This window comes from Synechococcus sp. HIMB2401, assembly GCF_042883245.1.
Taxonomy (GTDB): Bacteria; Cyanobacteriota; Cyanobacteriia; order PCC-6307; family Cyanobiaceae; genus Parasynechococcus.
This window is the reverse complement of record NZ_JBDJKK010000001.1, coordinates 13,321-32,409: the sequence shown is the minus strand read 5'-3', so window position 1 is coordinate 32,409 and position 19,089 is coordinate 13,321. Positions and strand designations below refer to the sequence as shown.

Sequence of the window (19,089 nt, the reverse complement as noted above, 5' to 3'; positions counted from 1 at the left end):
CTGGAACCAACATCCAGATCAGCGCGAACCAAGCCAGCAACGGACAAGACGGCTGTGCTCAGGAATCCTATGGATGGGACACCAACTCAGGGCCAGCGGCGCCAGGTTTCAGTCCTTGAACCCTGACGCAACCGCAGCCCTCCATCGCGTTCAAGGCCATCAATCCTCCAGATCTGACCGTCTTGAGGATGGACGAGCTGATCGGACCAGAGCCTGGCCTGAACGCCATCGAGGCACCAGGCCCCATCGCCTCCTTCGTCGTGACAATGATCGAAGGCCAGCAAAACCTCCGCCGTCCATCGGATCGGATCCGCAGCCTGCTGCCCCTCTAGCCTTCTAAGGGCAATGGCATGGCCAGGAACTGCATTCCGCACATTTAGGCCCAGGCCGATGCGTAGCAAACGCAGCTGGGAGCCCCGCTGCACCACCCCTGGCAGAAGGCCCGCCAATTTGCGGCCGTTCACGAACAGGTCGTTGGGCCATTTGATCTGAACCGAAAGGCCCTGCTGCTCAAGCCGGTGCACCACCGAAAGGGCCAGCGCCAAGCCAAGCAAGCCGGCCTGACCGGACCCTTGGCTCCGCCAAGGCAAAGCAGCACTGATCCAGACACCACCTGGCGGAGAAACCCAGGCGCGCCCCCATTGGCCAACTCCCCGGCGCTGGTGGGTGGCAATGACGGCGCGAGGTCCCATCAATGAAGGCTGATCGCGCAACCAGGCCCCCAGCAGCTCCTCCGTGCTGCTGCACACAGGCACATGACGGATGGACCAGTGGCGTGCCGAGGCACCAGCGAGGCGGCGATACGTCGCCATCAACCGGCCACCACCGAAGTGTGGGAATCGATGTTGCTGCATGCGTGGATCAGTCATCCATCGCATCCGCGAGACGCGATGCAGCGTCCACCAACTCATTCACTGGCCGTACAAGCGCCATGCGCAGCCACTGGCGACCGCCGCCACCAAACCCAGACCCAGGGGTCAAGGCGACACCACTCCGCTGAAGCAGTTCCCTCGCGGCATCTTCATCACTCCAGCCCCGACGATGGGCCGCATCAGGCAAGGGGAACCAGAGGTACATCGCCATCTCTGGACAGGGAACAGACCAACCGCGTGCCCTGAGGGTCTCGACCACACGATCCCGTCGTTCGCGATAAGTCGGATGCAGCTGCCGCGGCCAATCGGGGAAGCGTTGCAAGGCCTGAATCGCACCCTGCTGCAGAGCCAGGCTCTGGTTGAAATCGATGACGGCCTTGGCGCGACGCAGGGCGGCAATCAGCGGTGCCGCACCAACTGCAAAACCGAGTCTGAATCCCCCAAGGCACCAGCCCTTCGAAAGGGAGAAGAATTCAATGCCGCACTCCCTCCAGTTCGGAGCCTGCAAAAGCGAGGGAGGCTCTCCATCCAGGGCAAGATCCACATAGGGATTGTCGTGAGCGATCACCACGTCATGCCGAGCTGCGATCGCCGTGATGCGATTGAGATCCTCCTGATCCCCCACCCGGGCTGAAGGGTTGTGGGGGTACCCCAAAACGAACAACTTCAGTTGATCCCAGAGCTGGGGGCTGATGGTCGTCAGGTCTGGCCGCCAGTCGTTTTCAGGGGAAAGAGAAAGGGCCGTGGTCCGGGCTCCTGCCAGGTGCAATCCACCGGTATGGGACGGATAACAGGGGTCCAGATGCAAGGCGGCGTCACCGGGATCCAGCACCGCCAGCGGCAGATGGGCGGTTCCTTCCTGGGATCCCACCAACAACTGGACCTCATGATCAGGATCCACGGCAACGTCGAAGCGATACCGACACCAGTTCGCGACGGCGGCATGAAAAGGCCTCAGTCCGGCTTGAAGGCAATAGGAGCTGCTGCTGGACTCCATGAGCGCTGAGGCCATGGAGTCCAACAACGCCGTGGGAGGCCGAAGATCAGAGGATCCGATGGAGAGATCCACCAGATCCGGACGGACCGAAGAAGACGCCTCGAGCCGATAAGCCTGTTTGGCGGCATCAACACGGGCAAAAACAGCGCTGCCCAGTGAGGCAAGCCGCTTAGAGGTTGGCATCCAGGAAGGACTGCAGCTGCGGTTTTGCGATGGCACCTTCATGCCGCGCCACCACTTCACCGTTGCGGAAGAGGATCAGTGTGGGAATGCCCTGAACCTGATAAGCGTCACGGGTCTGAGGATTGGAATCCACCTCGAGCTTGCCGACGCTGACGCGATCGCCGTAGTCGCTCGCCACCCAATCCATCAACGGAGCGATCAGTCGGCAGGGGCCGCACCAAGCAGCCCAGAAATCGACGAGGACCGTGCCGGAAGCCTTGAGAACTTCACGTTCAAAACCTGCGTCGGTGAAATTGGCAACAGCTCCAGCCAAGGCACTCAAATGACTGAACTGATCCTATGGAAAGCCGGACGACTTTCCTGGGTTGATCAGAGCTTGTCGATGGATCGTTTCAAGTCTTCGAGTTCAGCATCCACCTCTTCCACCTGCACGGGCTTCACGGCCTCGGAGGTCTCAGATGCGGGTAGAGCAACGGCTTCCGGGCCTCCCTTCAGCTGAGCGCGCAACGCCTCGAGATCATCATCAACACCGTCACCGCTTTCCAAAGCAGCGAACTGACTCTCCAGATCAGATCCAGCCAGCTCAGCCGCAGCCTGACCGGTGGCCTCCAGGGCCTCCACCTTTTCCTCCATCCGCTCGAAGGCCGCCATAGCGGAATCAGTGCCGATGCTGCCGACGGCACTTTGCAACTGCTGCTGGGCCTTGGCCGCCTGGGCCCTGGCCTTGAGCATGTCCTTCTTGGTCTTGGCCTCAGCGATCTTTCCTTCGAGGGCAACCAGACTCTTCTTGAGCGATTCCACCTGGCCGTCTTGGGCCTGCACCTGGGCCGTCAGCGAGGTTGCTGTCTCCTGGAACGTCTTGCGGCGGGTCAATGCTTCCCGAGCCAGGGATTCCTCACCTTTTTTCAAGGCCAGCTCAGCACGCTCGTACCAGGTCTTGGATTGAGCTGCAGCCTGCTCAGCCTGGCTGGTCAGTCGCTTCTGACTCGCGATCGCCAGGGCGACGGCCTGCCGCAACTTGACCAGATCCGCCTGCATGTCAGCGACGGATTGATCGAGGATCTTGGCCGGGTCCTCCATGCTGCTGACGGCAGCGTTGGCGTTGGCACGAACCAGCCTGCTCAGCCGATCAAAGAAACCCATGACTTGGCCTCAGACGCGCTGAGATTAGCGAGGTTCCTGCAGCAGTTCTGCCTAGGATCAACTCATGGCGGTTGCACCTGAATCCCAACGGCGTCGCCTTCCAGGGCTGGAGCTGCTGCAGTCAGCTGCGCCAGCACCGGCAGAACCCTTGAAAACCTGTCTTGGCGCACTTCAGAGGGAATGGCGCAAGGACGACCATCTTGCAGCGCTCTGGCAGGACTGGCCGAGAGTTGCGGGAGCGCAACTGGCACCGCACTGCCGCCCCTTATCGCTGCAACGCGGGGTGCTGACCGTGGGAGCCAGCCATCCCCAATGGCGCCAGGCTCTCCTTTACAACAAGCCTCAACTGATCAGCGCCCTGCACCAAGCCGGCCACGCGGTGCGTGATCTGCGCATTCAGCAACACCACTCCCTCCAATCCCCGGTGCTGGAGAGTGAAGCCAGCATTTGGGCCAAACATCCGAGCCGCACCGATGTGCATGGCATGGGGACATGCCCGGGCTGTGGCCGACCAGCGCCCAACGGAGAAATCAAGCTCTGGGGGCACTGCGGCTTTTGCCATCGCCAGACCTTGTCGCCCTCTTAAGGCTCCATAACTCAATAGCGCTCCGGGCGCGGCTCCTCCCAGTCGGCATCTACGCCATCGGCCATCAGGGTTTGTGCCCGTTGCTCAAGGCGAGTGCGGTCCAGACGCCAAACGTCGTAGATCCCGATCTGTCCCAGCAGCTCAGGCTGCAGGTTCCTCCAATGATCCCGTTCTGCCGTTCTGCGATCGATCAGCACCAGTACGGTTCTGGAGGCACCGGGGCTCCCGAGGGGATATCCACTCCAGCCGCGTCGCTGTTCATGGGCCAGGCGATCCGCAATGTTGACCAACGCCCCATCGGATTGGCCTTCGTAAAGGATCACCTGGCCTGTGTAGAAGTGCAGCGAAGGCTTCATGGCGCCAACCATGACCATGGGCTCTCCACGGCGCTGCTGCGACAACATCAGTGAGGCCGCGTCACGCACGGGCTGCTGACGCAGACGATCGGCGAGTTCGGCGATGGGAACCAGAGCCGTGAGATGAAATCCGAGCAGACAGCCCTGCATGGCCAGCAAGGCTTGAGCAGCAGCACGACGCTGAAGCAACAGACCGGCTCCAAGCACGGCTGCAGCGCTGAACCAGACCGCAGCCCACTTCAACAAACCGCTGGAAAGCAAATCCACCGACAGCGTCGGCATCTCCGGATCCTCGATCAAGGGAACCCAGAGCGATCCCCGCCAGAACCCAGCAGCCAGGACGGCGATCAAGGCCAGGCAAGTTGCCCAGGCCATCCGTTGCCAGCGCGAAGAGCCCACCGTGGCCTGGGCCACCAACAGGGCCGCCGCGGGGGTGGCGGGCAACCAATAACTGGGGAGCTTGGTGGCTGCGGTGGTGAACAGCAGCAGCACCGCCAACAGCCAGCACGCTGCGAATTGATGCAACGAATGCTCCGGAGAGATCCGAGATCGGGGCACCCGTGCCAGGCCAATCAGCAGGTAGGGCGTGAAGGGCAGGGCAGCCACGAGCATCACCGGGCCGAAAAACCACCAGGGCTGCAGGTGATCGTTCACCACGGAGGTGAAGCGTTGAAGGTTGTGGTAGCCGAAAAAGCTGTCCCAGAAGGGCTGTCCTTCCACCAGCAACTCCAGGGCATACCAGGGAAGGCTGACCAGAGCGGTGAGCAGCAACCCTGGCAGCGGGCGCAGCCGCTGCCAGGGTTGAACAAGATCCCGTCGCAACGCGCCGAACATCAGCAGAGCGAGACCAGACAGCACCACAGCAACAGGCCCCTTGGCCAGCACCGCGAATCCGAGAATCACCCAGGCTGGCCACCAGGCCACCTCTTGGGGGGAGGCAAAACGCCTCCACTGCAACAACAGGCTGAGACCCAACAGGCCACACAGCAGGGCATCACTCACTGCGGTGCGGCTCCAGACGAGCACCAGCGGCGAGAAGGCAAAGGCCAGCGGTGCGATCAGTGCCGTCAAACGCGGACGGGCATCGCCGGAGAACGGCCAACGCAGCACCGTATCGGCGAGGCCAAGCATCAGTCCGAGCGTGGCCAGGGCGGAAGGAAGCCGTGCCGCCCAACTGCCGAGAGGATCCCAAACCTCGCGTCCGGGCCAGGCATAGCCAAACCCCATCAGCCAGTACACCAGGGGCGGTTTGTCGTAACGGGGCAAGCCGTTCACCCGAGGCGTCAGCCAATCGCCGGTGTCAGCCATGGCCCGTCCGGCTGCGGCAAACAACGGCGGAGTTTCATCCACCACACCGGTGGATCCCAACCGCCAAAAGGTGATAACGAGTCCCAGGATCAGCACAAGTGCCAGAACCTGGCGTCGCTGGCGTCCTGAAACATTGACCGACAAGGGACCCTCAGCTCCTGCGGTCGATGCTGACATCCGCCGTCAGTCCTGTTCGAACCCAAGCTTCAACACGCTGACTGAAGACCTCACAAGAGGCGTGCTCTTCAGCCCAGCTGCGGCAGAGGGAGCGCTCAATGCTGTCGACGCGCCGAAGAGCCTCCGTGATAGCAGCAACATCGTCGGGCGGCACCAACCAGCCAGTGCGACCGGAACAGATCAGCTCCCCCGGTCCTCCACGGTCATAGGCGACGACCGGAACACCACAGGCCAGGGCTTCAACCACAACATTGCCGTAGGCCTCATTCCATTTCGGTGTGTTGATCAGAGCGCGGCAGTGGCCCATCTCCTGCTGCAGCTCCCGGGTCGATCGAAATCCACGCCAGTCGATCGTGTCCTTGGGAACACTCGACTCCACCTGCCGGGCATAGGCGTCGTCTTCACGCAGCCCCCAAACCAGAAGCTGTTCACCCAGGGCGGCAGCGGCAGCAGCAGCATCCTCCAGCCCCTTTTCCGGAGCGATGCGGCCTGCCCAACCAAGGGGGCCATTGGTCTGCCCTTGGAAGGTGTAGTTGCTGAGATCAAATCCGTTGCCCACAACACTAGGCGGAGAAGGCAGCCGGAAATCAGCGGCCTGGCGGTGGGTGTGAAAAGCAAGGCGACGGGAATCCCAGGCGGCGACGGCTTCGATCACATCGCGCATCACCGCAGCCACATCCCCCATGCTCACGAGATGAAAGAGCCTGGCGCTGACCCGTTGCGTCAGCCACAGCGGCAACCAATCGTAGCCACCGTTGATCACGGCGTCGGCGGACTCACCCACATCGAGCGCGGCCTCCCAGAGAGCCGGCAGAAGCCCATTACGGGGAATTTCGACCGGCGCATGCTCGGCGGCGTGCTGCCAGCTGGGCTGGTTTACACCCTCCACCTCCAGCAACTCAACTCCGCTGCAGTCGGCGGGGAGCGTGGAGCCCTTGGCGGCCACAACCGTGAGCCTGTGGCCACGCCGCACCAACCCCTGCACCAAGGATCGGAGGGTGAGCTCCACACCTCCACCCTCGCCACTACCGAGGGCCCCGATGGGCGTGTTAACGATGACGAGGTGAAGCGGCGACTCCGTCATGAGGAGGGGTCCGCAAGCGGCAGCGGCTCCCAGAACCGGCGACGTTGACTCACAAAGATCACCGACACGAGCACCATCACAACACCGATCCACTGGAGCAGATCAAGGCGCTCTCCAAGCAACCAACCACCGGTGGCCAAGGCAAACACAGGGGTGAGAAATCCAAGGCTGCTGAAACTGGTGAGATCGCGCTGATTGGCGAACCAGAAGAACAATCCGTAGGCCAGGGCGCTTCCGAGCAAACTTGCGTACCCCATGCGCGCCCAGTCCGTTGCCGTCCAGGCAAAGCCGGCATCCGTGCGCTGCAGGGCATGAACCCCGAGCAAGGGAAGTCCGCCCAGCACCATGTGCCAGGCCGTAACGCTGACCGGATCACTGTGGCGTGAGGCAAAGCGAATCAACACCGTTCCAGCTGCCATGGCGACGGCCGCCAGCAACATCCAGCCCTCACCGGGCTGAAACAACTGCTGCACCACCGGCGGGTCAGCCAGCAACCACCAATGTCCCAACAGCTCAGCCGGTAGGCCGATGCAGACGATTCCAGCCAAACCGATGGCCAGCCCCATCCAGCCGATGGGATTGATCGACTCCATGAACAACGCGCGTGCCATCAGGGCCACCAACAGAGGTTGGCAATCAATCAGGACGGAACCGAGACCCGCGCCTGTGCCCTCCAACCCCCGCGCCAACAGCCCTTGAAACAAGGTGGCATCCACCAGGGTGAACAGGAGGAACCAAGGCCGATCACGGGAATCGATCGCCAGGCCTCGGCCGGTGCACTGCCCCCAGAGCAGAAGAGCCAAACCGGCGGGCACAAGGCGCAAGCCAGCAACCAGCCAAGGCCCTGCACTGGCGAGCAATGGCGCCATGGCGGTCATCGCCGTTCCCCAGAGCGCGAAGGGCAACACCATCAGAAACCAGAGTCGCAACGACGGCATGGATGGGCGCTGGGGTGCTCTTTTTAAGATCTGGAGCGATGCAGATGCGCAACATGATCTGGCCCTGGCGGCGAAAATCCCGACGACGGATGGCGCGCATCGTTGTTGATGGCCCCATCACCGGTGCCACGCGGAAGCGGGTGCTCAAAGCGCTGCGGGAGGTGAAGCAAAGGGAATTTCCAGCACTGCTGCTGCGCATTGACAGCCCCGGCGGCACGGTTGGAGACAGCCAGGAAATTCATGCAGCCCTGCTGCGGCTCCGGGAACAGGGCTGTCGCGTGGTGGCCAGCTTCGGCAACATCTCCGCCTCCGGCGGCGTCTACATCGGTGTGGCTGCGGAGAAAATCGTCGCCAATCCCGGCACGATCACCGGTTCCATCGGGGTGATCCTGCGGGGCAACGACCTCTCGCGGGTGTTCGAAAAGATCGGGATTCGCTTCGACACGGTGAAGAGCGGCCCGTTCAAGGACATCCTTTCCCCGGATCGTCCGCTGAGCGATGCCGAACGTGCCTTGCTGCAGGAGCTGATCGACAGCAGCTATGGCCAGTTCGTTGGTGTTGTGGCGCAGGGGCGAAACCTCGAGCTGGAAACGGTGAAGCGCTTCGCCGATGGACGGGTTTTTAGCGGAGAACAGGCACAGGCGCTGGGCTTGGTGGATGAACTCGGCGACGAAGACCATGCCCGTCGCCTCGCGGCGCAGCTGGCCGATCTCGACGCGGACGACATTCGCCCCGTCACCCTGGGCAAGCAACGCCGCAAGCTCAGTGGTTTGCTGCCTGGGTCCCAGCTCCTGCATCAACTGCAGCAGCGACTCTCGATTGAATTGATGGGCAGCGGTCAAGTGCTTTGGCTGTACCGCCCATGACCAGCTCACCCCTTGTTCTGAGAGGCCTGCGCGGGGCCACCACCTGCACAGAGAACAGCACGGAGGCCATCCATGCGGCGGTCAGCGCCCTGATGGACGCCCTTGTCGATCGCAATGATCTGACCCCCGATCAGCTGGTGTCGGTGACCTTCTCGGTCACCGCCGATCTCGACGCCTGTTTCCCAGCGGCCATTGCCCGGCGGCGGCCCGGCTGGGACACGGTGGCTTTGCTGGATTGCCAGCAAATGGCTGTTCAAGGCGACCTCCCACGCTGCATCCGTGTTCTGGCCCACGCCAGGATCCCACAGGACCAGCAACCCGTGCATCCTTATCAGGGCGACGCGCAGCGGCTCCGTCCAGACAGATCTGGTCACAACTGACAGATCAGCCTCCGACCCCTGAGATCACCGCCCACTGGTTGGACTCAGGAGAATCCCATCATCAAGATTCTTCCCATGGCCCGTTCCACCATCAGACGCTTGCTTGCTGGAGCCGGCACCGCTGCAGCTCTGTTGATGGGCTCAGCACTCACCGGAACTCCCGAGCAGATCGCCCACGCCCAGGGCACACCGGGGCTGATGGAATTCCGCTGGGACAACGACCGCGATTACCGGAAGCTGTACTACTACCAAACCTCCAGCATCGAAAACGACCGCTCGGAGTGGTATCTCACCCTGCGCGAAAAGGACCGCAAGACCGCGATTCTCAAACTCACCGTCACCGTTCCGGACTACTTCGACGCCAAGCTCAAGCCCCACCGCATGCGCATTTGCCGCACCAGCGTTGGCAGCATGATGAACCGCAGCAAGTGCCTCGAAGAAATCCCGGCCGTGATCGAGGTCAACAAAGACCAAACAGAAATCGTGGTCTTCCCCGACACGCCGCTGCCTTCAGACGGGGACTACTCGCTTCACATCAAGCTGTTCAACCCCCAGGGGAAGCGCATGTATCAGTTCAACGCCCTGGTGCAGGCCCCCGGCGATGTGCCGATGTCCGGCTACCGCGGCAGCTGGCTGATCGATGTGGACTGACTGATAAAATCCCAGATTCAGATCGGCCGGTAGCCAGGAGACGTCCATGACCAAGCGCACCCTCGGGGGAACAAACCGCAAGAGGAAGCGCGTCTCGGGTTTCCGTGTACGGATGCGCTCCCACACCGGCCGTCGTGTGATCCGCACGCGCCGCAAGCGCGGCCGCGCCCGCCTCGCCGCTTGATGGTGTGGGATGAATCCAGAGGATTCATCCCAGCCTCGGCATCCCCAAATAGGATTGGTTGATGGTCCTTCCCGCCTCCATGCGATTGCGCGGGCATCGATGCTTCAACCGTTTGCACCGGTCTTCCAAGCGCCAACAGGGAACCTTGATGGTTCTGCGCGTTGCTGCAGGTGATTCCAACTTGCTTCGCCGGGAGTTGCGGGGCATCCAGGAAAGAACCTGCCGCTGCGCCCTGGTGATCAGCAACAAGGTGAGCAAGCGTTCCGTCAAGCGGAACCGCCTCAGGCGGCTTCTGCACGATCACCTGCGTCTTCGTTTTGAACAGCGAAACGACCTGGCGGGACGGTGGTTGTTGATCAGTCTTCGCCCGGAAGCCGCGGAAGCCGAACCCACACAGTTGCTCGAAGAATGCGACAGTCTTCTGAGAAGCGCCGGACTGGATCCATGACCAGCATTCAGGAAGATGTCCACTACGACGGTGGACCAGCCCGCGGGGATCTGATCTTCAACATCCTGCTTGGCTTCACGTTGATCGGCCTTCCCTTCACCATCGGAGCTGTTGTGCGGGCCCTTTGGCTGCGCTTCCGCATCACCAGTCGCCGCATCTCGGTGACGGGGGGCTGGATGGGCAAAGACAAAACCCAGGTGGTGTATTCACAGATCAGCGAAGTGCGCACCGTGCCCCGGGGCTTCGGTGCCTGGGGAGACATGGTGTTGGTGCTCAAGGACGGCGCCAGGCTCGAACTGCGCTCGATGCCCCGATTCCGGGAAGTTGAGGCCTACATCCTCGAACGCATCAGCAGCCGCGGGACCAAAGCCCAAGAGAAAAGCACTGAAGGTTTCGCCGCCTGAGTGCAGCTGTTCATGCACACTGGCCTCACAACGTCCCGCCCCCCCGTTTCTTCAACGTGATCGGATACATCTCCGACAACCTGCTGATTCCAATCCTGGACTTCTTCTATGGGTTGGTTCCGAGCTATGGCCTGGCCATCGTCGCCCTCACCCTCGTGATCCGGATCGCGCTCTACCCCCTGAGCGCAGGATCGATTCGCAGCGCTCGGCGCATGCGCATCGCCCAACCGGTGATTCAGAAACGTCAAGCTGAGATCAAAAGCCGGTATGCCAACAATCCTCAGAAACAGCAGGAGGAGCTGGGCAATGTGATGAAGGAATTCGGCAGCCCCCTGGCGGGATGCCTGCCTCTGCTGGTGCAGATGCCGATCCTGTTTGCACTGTTTGCAACCCTGCGGGGGTCACCGTTCGCCGACGTCCCCTACACCTTGAACATGAAGGTGTTGCCGGCAGACCAGATCGCTGCCGTTGAACCCAAACCGTTCAACAGCGCCAGCCATTCCATCTTCATTGGTGAAACCGACCATGTGCCGGTGATCGCCAGCCTGCCGCGGGGCACCAAGATCGGCGTTGGCGACAGCGCCACCGTGAACCTTCATACGAAGGACGGCCGCGTTTTCAGCGACGTGCTCACGGATGTTGAGAACCCTGGACGCTTCGCCCCCACATGGGCAGTGACCAAAGGTGATGACATCGTCAGCGTCAGCAAGGACGGCACGATCACGGCCCTCGCCGCTGGTGATGCCACCGTTGAAGCGAAGATTCCGGGCCTGGCAGCCCGCAGCGGCTTCCTGTTCATCAAAGCCCTGGGCCAGGTCGGCTTCTATGCCGACGGTGCCATCAACTGGGACATCGCCATTCTCGTTGCCGGCTTCGGCATCACCCTGTTCATCTCCCAACTGCTGTCGGGCATGGGTATGCCTGCCAACCCTCAGCAGGCCACGGCTAACAAAATCACCCCGGTGATGATCACGGGGATGTTCTTGTTCTTCCCACTCCCCGCCGGCGTTCTGCTCTACATGCTGATCGCCAACATCTTCCAAGGCCTGCAAACCTTCATCCTCACCAAAGAGGCATTGCCCGACAACCTGCAGAAAATTCTGGATCAGCAAATGGCCCAGAAAACAGTCACGGTCTCTGCCACCTCAGGCGGCTCACGCCTGCCCTTTGAACCGAAAGGCAAGTGATCGAGGCACTGGAGCCTGTTCCCCTCCAGGAGCTCCGGGCCCTCGGCACCGCGAAAGTCTGGGAGGTTGAGGGTGAGCTCGATGAGCTCCCCTCGCTCACACCAGTGCGAGGCCATGTTTCCGCAGAGCACCGCGGCAACGTCTTGGCGGTTGAGGGGAGACTCAACACGATCGTCACCCTCTGCTGCGATCGCTGCCTCAATAAGTTCAATCAGAAGCTCAGCTGCACGCCTTCCGAGCTGATCTGGCTGGGAAACGAGCAACCGACGGCCGACGAGCTGGAGCTTTCCGGAGAGGTGGCCGAAATGGAAGGGCTGGTGGATGTTCTCGATCCACGCGGTCAATTTGACCCCCAGCAATGGGCCTTCGAACAGCTCAACCTGCTGTTGCCGGTCGTCAACCACTGCGGTGACCACTGCCCAGGCCCACCAGGCCTCCAGCAGCAGCCCGTGATCCCAGACACCAAGACAAAGGCTGTGGATCCCCGCTGGCAGGCCCTGCACCAGCTTCAGCAGCAGATCGATCAGCCATGAGCAGTGCCACGTGGGGACATCAGATCGACCTTCTGGTGCGTGCGCGCACACCCCTGATCTGGGTGCGGAGCAATGAAGAAGCCCGGGTGGAGAGCCTGCTGGGAGAAGCCGCTCAGCGGCTTGCACGCCAGCTGGTCTGCTGGAATTTCATCGATGGCATCAGTGGGCCGGTGAATGCCGACGGCCAGGGGAGCCGTCAACCGATGGCCATGCTGCAGTGGCTCCAGCAACGGGATGCGGGCAGCCCAACCCTTTTGCTGGCCAAGGATTTTCATCGTTTCTGCGATGACCCGGGCGTTGCCCGGATGCTGCGCAATCTCGAAGGATCGCTGCGCAGCACACCGCACACCCTGGTGTTGTGCTGCGGGCAATGGACCCCCCCCGGTGATCTGGAAGAAAGCCTCACGCTTCTCGATCTCCCCCTTCCCGACAACAACGACCTGCGTCGGCTGATCAGCAGCATCAGCACCAGCAGCGGCAGCCCCCTGCCAGCTCCTGTCCTGGATGAATTGGCTCAGGCCTGCAGCGGGCTCAGCGAGATGCGTGTACGCCAGGTGGCCGCCCGGGCCCTGGCCCGCCGCGGCCAGTTGGGATCTGAGGATCTGCAGGACGTTCTGGACGAAAAACGCCAGACGATTGCCCGCAGTGAGGTGCTGGAGTTCTGTCGCAGCGATGCGGGCACCGAAGCCATCGGAGGCCTCGATGGTCTCAAGACCTGGCTGAAGCAAAGGCACCGGGCCTTCTCGGAAGATGCCCGGAGTTTCGGACTGCCTCTGCCGCGTGGCGTCCTGCTCGTGGGTCCTCAAGGCACCGGCAAATCACTCACGGCCAAGGCCATTGCCTGCAGTTGGTCAATGCCCTTGTTACGGCTGGATGTGGGGCGGCTGTTCGCGGGCTTGGTGGGGGCCAGCGAGGCACGCACCCGCGAGATGATCCAACGGGCTGAAGCCATGGCACCCTGCGTGCTCTGGATCGATGAGATCGACAAGGGCTTCGGCGGGGATGGCCGCAGTGACGGTGGCACAACCCAGAGGGTTCTGGCCAACGTGCTCACCTGGATGGCGGAGAAACAGTCACCGGTGTTCGTGGTGGCCACCGCCAACGGCGTTGAGAAGCTGCCACCGGAGCTGCTGCGCAAGGGACGTTTCGATGAGATCTTCATGCTCGATCTGCCCAGCAGCGCTGAGCGCCACAGCATTCTTGAGCTGCATCTGGAAGGGAGACGACCGGGGCTGAAGCTTCCCCTGGACACGGTGGTGAGTCGCAGTGAGGGCTTCTCAGGTGCCGAGCTGGAGCAGACCGTGATCGAAGCGATGCACCTGGCCTTCGCCGACAACCGTGAGTTGACGGAGCCTGATCTGATTGGAGCGGCCTCCCAGCTCATCCCCCTCTCCCGCACCGCCAGCGAACAGCTCGAGCGGCTGAAGCAGTGGGCTGCCGGCGGCCGTGCCCGCCCCGCCTCTGTTGCTGCAGGTAACGAAGCCTGACGCGGCGTAACGAACGCCCGCCTTGAGTAAGGCGCTGGCCGGCGCGCTCCCTACGGTCCCAACAACAGCAGGACCAACGTGGAGAGCCGCAACGACATCGCCACTCAGCTCTGCGTGGCCTGCCTTGGTGCCGGTGTGATCACGACCATGGCCGTGGCCCAGGGGCAAAGCCCCCTCACCGCCCTTAGCATCACCCTGTTCTCGGGCATCGCGGCGGTGATGGTCGGCCAGGTGCTCTGAAAGGTACTGCCATAGGCTGCCGGCGCTGACGCCCCTGAAACCGTGCTCGATCAGCGCCTTGTGCGTGACAACCCCGAAACGATCTCCCAGCAACTGGGGCGACGAGGTAAGGCTGTTGATCTCAGCAAACTGCAGCTGATTGCCCAGCAGCAGCGCGACCTGGAGCAACAACGCAGCGGCTTGCAGGCGGAAGGCAACCGGATCGGCAAGGAGGTTGGCCAACGCATCAAGTCGGGCGCTGATCCCAAGGGCGACGAGGTCGCCGAACTCCGCCAACAGGGCAATGCCATCAAGCAGAAGGTGGCGGTGCTGGAGGAGGAGGAAAAGCAGCTCTCCAGTGAGCTCAAGCAGCAGCTGCTGGGGTTCCCCAACCTCCCTTCAGAGGCCTGCCCTGATGGACGCAGCGAAGACGACAACGTTGAAGTGCGCCGCTGGGGAACCCCTTGGGTTGATGACAACCTCGACGAGCACTGGCAGATCGCTGAGCGGTTACAGCTGTTCGACACCGAGCGCTCCGTCCGCATCGCGCAGAGCCGTTTTGTCACGCTGATGGGCCAGGGGGCACGGCTGGAGCGTGGCCTGATCAATTTCATGCTCGACCTCCACACGAGCAAGGGCTACCGCGAGGTGCTGCCCCCTGTGCTGGTGAACAGCGCCAGCCTCACCGGATCAGGACAACTGCCCAAGTTCGCCGAGGAAAGCTTCCGTTGCGCGGAGGACGACCTCTGGCTGACACCGACCGCTGAGGTGCCCGTGACCTCCCTGCACCGGGATGAAATCATCCCGGCAGATCAACTGCCCCTGCGCTACGCCGCCTACAGCCCCTGCTTCCGCCGTGAGGCCGGCAGCTACGGCCGCGACACCCGTGGCCTGATCCGCCTGCACCAATTCAACAAGGTGGAGCTGTACTGGTTTGTGCACCCCGATCACTCCGAAGAGGCGCACCAACAGATCACGGCCGATGCAGAGGCCGTGCTTCAGGCGCTGGAGCTGCCCTATCGGGTCTTGGACCTCTGCACCGCCGACCTCGGCTTTTCCGCCCGCCGGACCTACGACCTCGAGGTTTGGCTGCCGGGAGCAGGGGCTTACCGGGAAATCTCCAGTTGCAGCGTCTGTGGCGATTTCCAGGCGCGACGGTCCTCCATTCGCACCAAGGAGGGCAAGGCCACAAAGTTGGTTCACACCCTGAACGGCAGTGGCCTGGCCGTCGGCAGAACCATGGCGGCCCTGTTGGAGAACGGCCAACAGCCCGACGGCAGCGTCCTGCTGCCCAAAGCGCTGGTGCCCTACGTCGGCCGCGAGCGACTCCAGCCAGAATGATCCGACTGGACTCCTGACGGACATATGAACGTGTTGGCCGCCCTTCTGGTGCTCGCCCTGCTGATCGTGGTGCATGAGGCCGGCCATTTCCTCGCTGCCACGCTCCAGGGCATCCGCGTCAGCGGTTTTTCCATTGGCTTTGGCCCGGCCCTGATCAAGCGGCAACGGCGTGGGGTGACCTACGCCCTGAGGCTGCTGCCCCTGGGTGGTTTCGTCGCCTTCCCTGACGACGATGAAGAGAGCACGATCCCGGCTGATGATCCTGATCTGCTGCGCAACCGGCCCATCCCCCAGCAAGCCCTGGTGGTGGCTGCAGGGGTGTTGGCCAACCTGGCCTTGGCACTGGTGGTGCTGTTCGCTCAGGCAGCGTTTGTCGGCGTTCCCGCCGCGCCGGATCCAGGGGTTCTGGTGGTGCAGGTGCAACCGGGTGGCGCTGCCGCCCGCTCCGGGCTTCGTGCCGGTGACCAGATCCTCAGCCTGAATGCCCAACCCCTTGCTGCAGGACAACGGGGCGTTGAAGCGATGGTTCGGGATGTGAAAGCAGCACCCGAGCGAGCCATCCGTGTGGAGCGAAAGCGAGGAGTCGAGACGTCCACCCTTGAACTCATCCCCGACGATCAAGAGGGCACAGGAAAAATCGGCGCCCAGCTGCAGGCCAACATCAGTGGGGAGATGCGCCCCGTGCGCAATCCCGGTGAACTGGTGCTCACCACCGGCTCGCAATTCAGCCAAATGCTGAAGCAAACCGTGCGTGGCTACGCCGGCCTCCTGACCAACTTCCGCGCCACGGCGGGGCAGGTGAGTGGCCCCGTCAAGATCGTTGAGATGGGAGCTCAGCTCAGCCAGCAGGGGGGATCCGGGTTGGTGCTCTTCTCAGCCCTGATCTCCATCAATCTGGCAGTGCTCAATTCACTGCCGCTGCCGCTGCTCGATGGCTGGCAGATGATGATGCTGGCGATTCAATCCGTTCGGGGGCGTCCGGTGTCCGAACGAATCCAAATGGCCTTCGTGCAATCCGGTTTTCTTCTGTTGGTGGGGCTCACGCTTGTGCTGATCGTGCGTGACACCAGCCAGCTACCGGTGGTCCAGCAATTGATGGGTCGCTAGGAGGGTGATGGCGCCCATGTATCGTTGACGATTCGTTCACTCGCTGCCCTCAGCTGCATGGCCAAGAAGTCGATGATCGCTCGCGATGTGAAGCGCAAGAAAACGGTTGAGCGCTATGCGGCGAAGCGCGCAGCACTGATGGCAGCCTTCAACGCAGCCGAAGATCCGATGGATCGCCTGGAGATTCATCGCAAGATCCAGGCTCTGCCCCGCAACAGCGCACGCATCCGTGTGCGCAACCGCTGCTGGGCCACCGGCAAGCCCCGCGGCGTCTATCGCGATTTCGGTCTCTGCCGTAACCAGCTGCGTGAGCGCGCCCACAAAGGTGAACTGCCCGGCGTGGTCAAGTCCAGCTGGTGATCAGCTTGTCGCCACGGCGTCGTGAGGGGGAGGCTTGGCCTCCCCTTTCTTGTGAAGAGCAGCCATGAAATGTCAGACTTGTGATTGACAAAAGGACATAAGACGTCGTGCAAGGACAAACCCAGTCGATCTCCTTTGACGGACGCGAGATTCGACTGACCACCGGGCGCTTCGCCCCTCAGGCGGGAGGATCCGTCTTGGTGGAGTGTGGCGACACCGCCGTGCTTGTGACCGCAACCCGTTCAGGCGGACGAGAAGGCATTGATTTCCTGCCGCTGATCTGCGATTACGAGGAGCGGCTTTATGCAGCTGGCCGCATTCCTGGCAGCTACATGCGTCGTGAGAGCCGCCCCCCCGAACGGGCCACGCTCACGGCCCGACTGATTGACCGCCCGATGCGGCCACTGTTCCCCAGCTGGCTGCGCGACGACCTACAGGTGGTGGCCACCTGCCTGTCCCTTGATGAGCGGGTCCCCGCCGATGTTCTTGCGGTGACGGGTGCATCGATTGCCACGTTGCTGGCGGGCATCCCCTTCAACGGCCCGATGGCCGCCGTGCGGGTGGGACTGCTCGGGGATGACTTCGTGCTCAACCCGAGTTATCGGGAGATCGAACGGGGTGATCTGGACCTGGTAGTCGCCGGCACCCCTGACGGCGTGGTGATGGTTGAGGCCGGCGCCAACCAACTGCCCGAGCAAGACGTGATCGAGGCGATTGATTTCGGCTACGAAGCTATCTGCGAACTGATCAAGGCACAGGAACAGCTGCTGAAGGATCTGGGCATCACCCAGGTGAAGCCGGAGAAGCCGGAGGAAGACAGCACCGTTCCTGCCTATCTCGAGAAGCAGTGCACCAAGGCGATCAGCGCTGTCCTCAGCAAATTTGATCAGAGCAAGGACGAGCGGGACACAGCCCTGGAAACCGTGAAGGGCGAGGTGTCCGAGACCATCGCAGGTCTCAAGGACGACCACGCCGTTCGCCAAGCCCTGGCCAGCAGCCCGAAACTGCTCGGCAACAGCTTCAAGGCGCTGACCAAGAAGTTGATGCGCCAGCAGATTCTCAAAGACGGCAAGCGTGTGGATGGACGCGGCCTCGACGAGGTTCGCCAGATCAGCGCCATGGCCGGCGTCCTGCCGCGCCGGGTGCATGGTTCTGGTCTGTTCCAACGGGGACTCACCCAGGTGCTCTCCACCGCAACCCTGGGCACCCCCAGCGATGCCCAGGAGATGGACGATCTCCATCCCAACACCGAGAAGCTGTACCTGCACCACTACAACTTCCCTCCCTACTCCGTCGGTGAAACACGGCCGATGCGCTCCCCCGGTCGTCGTGAGATTGGCCATGGCGCCCTGGCCGAACGCGCCATTCTTCCGGTGCTCCCCGAGAAGGACACCTTCCCCTACGTGGTGCGGGTGGTGAGCGAAGTGCTCAGCTCCAATGGTTCCACCTCGATGGGTTCCGTCTGCGGCAGCACCCTGTCGCTGATGGATGCCGGTGTGCCTCTGAAGGCTCCGGTGAGTGGCGCAGCCATGGGTCTGATCAAAGAGGGCGATGAGGTACGGATCCTCACCGACATCCAGGGCATCGAGGACTTCCTCGGCGACATGGACTTCAAGGTGGCCGGCAGCGAGAAGGGCATCACCGCCCTGCAGATGGACATGAAGATCACCGGCCTCTCGGTGAAGACGGTGGCTGAAGCCGTCAACCAGGCACGTCCAGCAAGGCTGCACATCCTCGAGAAGATGCTCGAGGCGATCGACACCCCTCGGGACAACCTGTCTCCCCATGCCCCACGTCTGCTCAGCTTCCGGATTGATCCAGAGCTGATCGGCACCGTGATTGGCCCAGGTGGACGCACGATCAAGGGCATCACCGAGCGCACCAACACCAAGATCGACATCGAGGACGGCGGCATCGTGACCATCGCCTCCCACGATGGTGCTGCGGCTGAAGAAGCCCAGAAGATCATCGAAGGCCTGACCCGCAAGGTGAACGAGGGCGAGGTGTTCTCCGGTTCGATCACCCGGATCATCCCGATCGGCGCCTTCGTGGAGATCCTCCCTGGCAAGGAAGGCATGATCCACATCTCGCAGCTCTCCGAAGCTCGCGTCGAGAAGGTCGAAGACGTGGTGAAGGTGGGCGACGAGGTGACCGTGCGGGTGCGCGAAATCGACAACCGCGGCCGCATCAACCTCACCCTGCGGGGCGTGCCCCAGGCCGGCGATGCCGCCGAAGTGGAGCCTCAACCCACCCCAGTGGCACCGCTCAGCTGATCAGG

Annotated in this window: 22 protein-coding genes; 15 read left to right on the top strand and 7 right to left on the bottom strand. The window is 62.4% G+C overall.

What is annotated here, in order from left to right:
* Window positions 1-86: 86 nt before the first annotated feature.
* The 4 genes from AAXE93_RS00225 to AAXE93_RS00210 are packed head-to-tail and all read right to left on the bottom strand — an operon-like array spanning window position 87 to window position 3,195.
* Entirely contained in the window at window positions 87-878 is a 792-nt protein-coding gene (locus tag AAXE93_RS00225) for a biotin--[acetyl-CoA-carboxylase] ligase (protein WP_390128602.1), read from the bottom strand.
* Entirely contained in the window at window positions 862-2,052 is a 1,191-nt protein-coding gene (locus AAXE93_RS00220) for an aminotransferase class I/II-fold pyridoxal phosphate-dependent enzyme (RefSeq protein WP_390127155.1), read from the bottom strand. The genes AAXE93_RS00225 and AAXE93_RS00220 overlap by 17 nt, the downstream gene beginning before the upstream one ends.
* Window positions 2,039-2,374 carry a thioredoxin gene (gene trxA / locus AAXE93_RS00215; RefSeq protein ID WP_390127153.1) on the bottom strand — a complete coding sequence of 112 codons (336 nt, stop codon included), beginning with the start codon at window positions 2,372-2,374 and terminating at the stop codon, window positions 2,039-2,041. The genes AAXE93_RS00220 and trxA overlap by 14 nt, the downstream gene beginning before the upstream one ends.
* 47 nt (window positions 2,375-2,421) lie before the next feature.
* Entirely contained in the window at window positions 2,422-3,195 is a 774-nt protein-coding gene (locus AAXE93_RS00210) for a PspA/IM30 family protein (RefSeq protein WP_390127151.1), read from the bottom strand.
* A gap of 64 nt (window positions 3,196-3,259) precedes the next feature.
* On the opposite strand from AAXE93_RS00210, the gene AAXE93_RS00205 reads away from it, so the two are divergent.
* The gene (locus AAXE93_RS00205; RefSeq protein WP_390127149.1) at window positions 3,260-3,781 is read left to right on the top strand and encodes a DUF721 domain-containing protein; all 522 of its coding nucleotides are present in this window, start codon (window positions 3,260-3,262) and stop codon (window positions 3,779-3,781) included.
* A gap of 11 nt (window positions 3,782-3,792) precedes the next feature.
* On the opposite strand, the gene AAXE93_RS00200 is transcribed toward AAXE93_RS00205, so the two are convergent.
* The 3 genes from AAXE93_RS00200 to AAXE93_RS00190 are packed head-to-tail and all read right to left on the bottom strand — an operon-like array spanning window position 3,793 to window position 7,644.
* Window positions 3,793-5,622 carry an ArnT family glycosyltransferase gene (locus tag AAXE93_RS00200; protein WP_390127147.1) on the bottom strand — a complete coding sequence of 610 codons (1,830 nt, stop codon included), beginning with the start codon at window positions 5,620-5,622 and terminating at the stop codon, window positions 3,793-3,795.
* Entirely contained in the window at window positions 5,597-6,706 is a 1,110-nt protein-coding gene (locus AAXE93_RS00195; protein ID WP_390127145.1) for a glycosyltransferase, read from the bottom strand. Before AAXE93_RS00195 ends, AAXE93_RS00200 begins: the two co-directional genes overlap by 26 nt.
* Window positions 6,703-7,644 (bottom strand): DMT family transporter, encoded by a 942-nt coding sequence (locus AAXE93_RS00190; protein ID WP_188021738.1) that lies wholly within the window; start codon window positions 7,642-7,644, stop codon window positions 6,703-6,705. The genes AAXE93_RS00195 and AAXE93_RS00190 overlap by 4 nt, the downstream gene beginning before the upstream one ends.
* A 53-nt stretch (window positions 7,645-7,697) precedes the next feature.
* On the opposite strand from AAXE93_RS00190, the gene sppA reads away from it, so the two are divergent.
* From sppA to AAXE93_RS00120, 14 genes are all read left to right on the top strand, one after another.
* The gene (gene sppA / locus AAXE93_RS00185) at window positions 7,698-8,510 is read left to right on the top strand and encodes a signal peptide peptidase SppA (protein WP_115010417.1); all 813 of its coding nucleotides are present in this window, start codon (window positions 7,698-7,700) and stop codon (window positions 8,508-8,510) included.
* The gene (gene aroH, locus AAXE93_RS00180; protein WP_390127142.1) at window positions 8,507-8,890 is read left to right on the top strand and encodes a chorismate mutase; all 384 of its coding nucleotides are present in this window, start codon (window positions 8,507-8,509) and stop codon (window positions 8,888-8,890) included. The genes sppA and aroH overlap by 4 nt, the downstream gene beginning before the upstream one ends.
* Window positions 8,891-8,965: 75 nt before the next feature.
* Entirely contained in the window at window positions 8,966-9,541 is a 576-nt protein-coding gene (locus tag AAXE93_RS00175; RefSeq protein ID WP_390127140.1) for a DUF2808 domain-containing protein, read from the top strand.
* Between the two features lie 46 nt (window positions 9,542-9,587).
* On the top strand, window positions 9,588-9,725 hold the full coding sequence (rpmH, locus tag AAXE93_RS00170) for a 50S ribosomal protein L34 (RefSeq protein ID WP_011363584.1): 138 nt from the start codon (window positions 9,588-9,590) through the stop codon (window positions 9,723-9,725).
* A 61-nt stretch (window positions 9,726-9,786) separates the two neighbouring features.
* Window positions 9,787-10,173: a ribonuclease P protein component gene (locus tag AAXE93_RS00165; RefSeq protein WP_390127138.1), complete on the top strand. Its 387-nt coding sequence runs from the start codon at window positions 9,787-9,789 to the stop codon at window positions 10,171-10,173.
* Window positions 10,170-10,577 carry a PH domain-containing protein gene (locus AAXE93_RS00160; RefSeq protein WP_250397357.1) on the top strand — a complete coding sequence of 136 codons (408 nt, stop codon included), beginning with the start codon at window positions 10,170-10,172 and terminating at the stop codon, window positions 10,575-10,577. Before AAXE93_RS00165 ends, AAXE93_RS00160 begins: the two co-directional genes overlap by 4 nt.
* Before the next feature lie 56 nt (window positions 10,578-10,633).
* A complete protein-coding gene (gene yidC, locus AAXE93_RS00155; protein ID WP_390127136.1) occupies window positions 10,634-11,764 on the top strand; it encodes a membrane protein insertase YidC in 1,131 nt (376 codons plus the stop codon).
* Window positions 11,761-12,297, top strand: a complete 537-nt coding sequence (locus AAXE93_RS00150; RefSeq protein ID WP_390127134.1) for a YceD family protein — start codon at window positions 11,761-11,763, stop codon at window positions 12,295-12,297. Before yidC ends, AAXE93_RS00150 begins: the two co-directional genes overlap by 4 nt.
* Complete coding sequence (locus AAXE93_RS00145; RefSeq protein WP_390127132.1) at window positions 12,294-13,784, top strand: AAA family ATPase; 1,491 nt, start codon at window positions 12,294-12,296, stop codon at window positions 13,782-13,784. Before AAXE93_RS00150 ends, AAXE93_RS00145 begins: the two co-directional genes overlap by 4 nt.
* Before the next feature lie 78 nt (window positions 13,785-13,862).
* Window positions 13,863-14,024 carry a hypothetical protein gene (locus AAXE93_RS00140; RefSeq protein WP_390127129.1) on the top strand — a complete coding sequence of 54 codons (162 nt, stop codon included), beginning with the start codon at window positions 13,863-13,865 and terminating at the stop codon, window positions 14,022-14,024.
* A gap of 42 nt (window positions 14,025-14,066) precedes the next feature.
* Window positions 14,067-15,344 (top strand): serine--tRNA ligase, encoded by a 1,278-nt coding sequence (gene serS / locus AAXE93_RS00135; protein WP_390127127.1) that lies wholly within the window; start codon window positions 14,067-14,069, stop codon window positions 15,342-15,344.
* 24 nt (window positions 15,345-15,368) lie between these two features.
* Window positions 15,369-16,451: an RIP metalloprotease RseP gene (gene rseP, locus AAXE93_RS00130; RefSeq protein ID WP_390127125.1), complete on the top strand. Its 1,083-nt coding sequence runs from the start codon at window positions 15,369-15,371 to the stop codon at window positions 16,449-16,451.
* Window positions 16,452-16,508: 57 nt separating this feature from the next.
* Complete coding sequence (gene rpsN, locus AAXE93_RS00125; protein ID WP_011363576.1) at window positions 16,509-16,811, top strand: 30S ribosomal protein S14; 303 nt, start codon at window positions 16,509-16,511, stop codon at window positions 16,809-16,811.
* Window positions 16,812-16,918: 107 nt separating this feature from the next.
* Window positions 16,919-19,084, top strand: a complete 2,166-nt coding sequence (locus AAXE93_RS00120; protein WP_188021730.1) for a polyribonucleotide nucleotidyltransferase — start codon at window positions 16,919-16,921, stop codon at window positions 19,082-19,084.
* Window positions 19,085-19,089: the final 5 nt, after the last annotated feature.